General features: G+C 41.1%; 2 protein-coding genes. Both read left to right on the top strand.

Annotated features, from left to right (window positions below):
- Positions 1-791, top strand: a 791-nt coding sequence (locus tag B2X72_RS24850; RefSeq protein ID WP_286851950.1) for an ABC transporter permease, incomplete at its 5' end; no start/stop codon positions are given.
- Complete coding sequence (locus tag B2X72_RS24845; RefSeq protein WP_286851948.1) at positions 697-1,941, top strand: ABC transporter permease; 1,245 nt, start codon at positions 697-699, stop codon at positions 1,939-1,941. The genes B2X72_RS24850 and B2X72_RS24845, both read left to right, overlap by 95 nt.
- Positions 1,942-1,983 lie beyond the last annotated feature (42 nt).

Genomic DNA, 1,983 nt, shown 5'->3' with positions numbered 1-1,983 from the left:
TGCTCACGGAAACAACTGCGAAGAAATATTTTGGAAATGAAAATCCTATCGGTAAAATACTGCAGCTTGATAAAAATAAACAATTAACCGTTACTGGGATCGCTAAAGATCTTCCGGTCAATTCACATCTGGATTTTGATCTCATTATCCCCTTATCCAATTATCTCGATACCGAACCCTTTAAAGCCTGGCAAAACAACAATTTATTCACTTACATCTTACTTGACGAACATAAGGATGCTAGGCAATTGGAAAAGCAGTTTCCTGATTTCATGAATAGGCATATGAAAGCAGTTTCTACCAATATGGGCATTCATTTTGATCTTGCGCTTACACCGCTACGAGACGTCTATCTTGAATCCCACAGCGCATTTGACAGCGCAAAACATGGCGACAAAAAGGTTATTTACATTTTTCTTTCCATCGCCATACTTATATTGATTATCGCCTGCATCAATTTCATGAATCTCTCAACAATACGTGCAGTTGACCGATCGAAAGAAGTTGGTTTAAGAAAGGTGCTTGGCGCACAACGTCTTCAATTAATGGGACAGTTTATCGGAGAATCCATTTTATTAACCAGCATATCCTGCGCGCTCGCCATGTGTCTACTGCAACTACTTATGCCTGTATACAATCAACTATTNNGGATACAGCCTAACAGTCCCATGGAATTCATGGCCGATCTATATTTTTTTGATTGCAGTTATCATTATAGTAGGTCTATTAGCGGGAAGTTACCCCGCATTATACCTTTCGACCTTCTCCCCTATACAGGCATTAAAAGGTAAATTACGCTTAGGCAAGGGCGGCACACTGTTCCGCCATACATTAGTGGTGTTCCAATTCAGCATATCTATTTTACTGATCATCGGTACATTGATTATCTCTAAGCAGATGAAATATGTAAAAGAACTGGGACTTGGCTATGACGACCAACAGACAGTGGTTATTCCAATAGACAATGAAGAACTGTATAACAACCTGCGTACATTCAAGAACGAATTATCTGCGAGCAGCGACATTACATCGGTCTCCTTTATGTCCGGTGAACCGGGCGGCTTCTTCGATAACCACACATTCGAGGTCGAAGGAAAAAACGGTGAGAAGTGGAAGTCAAGGACAGAGTTCACTGATTTTGACTATGTAAGTACCTTGAAACTCAAAATAATAGCAGGCCGAAACTTTTCAATACAACACTCGACCGACTCCACTAGGGCTGTATTAGTCAATCGTACTGCAGCATCGATGCTTGGATTTACTCCCGAACAGGCCATTGGCAAATGGATAAAAAATACGATCCGCGATCAATCCCCCCGGACAATCATTGGTGTAATTGATGATTTTAACTTCCTATCCCTAAAAGAAAACATGGATGCATTAGTTGTTGCCCCTTCTGATGATCTAAGGGTAGCCCTTATCCGCTTAAACACAAAAGATTTCCCTGAAGCTCTAAAAACTATCAGAACCGCATTTGGGAAAGTAGCCCCATTATATCCGTTTGAATACAGTTTTTTGGACCAGAAATTCGATATGCTGTACAAAACTGATCTTAGGCAACAACGTATACTCAGTCTTTTTTCTGGATTGGCCATATTTATCGCGTGCCTAGGCCTCTATGGTTTAGCCTCATTTACGGCTGCCAAACGAAACAAAGAGATCGGAATTCGCAAGGTGCTTGGCGCTTCGGTATCGGGTGTCACTACATTATTGTCCAGAGATTTTATAAAACCCGTATTAATTGCCTTGATAATTGCCTCGCCGATCGCCTGGCTAACCATGAACAAATGGCTGGAAGACTTTGCTTACCGCATCGAAATCCAATGGTGGATGTTTGTGCTGGCGGGACTAGTAACAATAGGTATCGCATTAATTACAGTAAGTTGGCAGGCTATCCGAACAGCCATAGCTAATCCTGTAAATAGCTTACGGGACGAATAAAAATAGGAAACAAAAAAAGCTCTAACTTTCGTTAGAGCTTTT

It is taken from the genome of Sphingobacterium sp. UBA7253, from assembly GCF_002472745.1.
Classification (GTDB): Bacteria; Bacteroidota; Bacteroidia; order Sphingobacteriales; family Sphingobacteriaceae; genus Sphingobacterium; species Sphingobacterium siyangense.
Note: the sequence above shows the minus strand (reverse complement) of the source record. Positions and strands in the feature narration are given on the sequence as shown.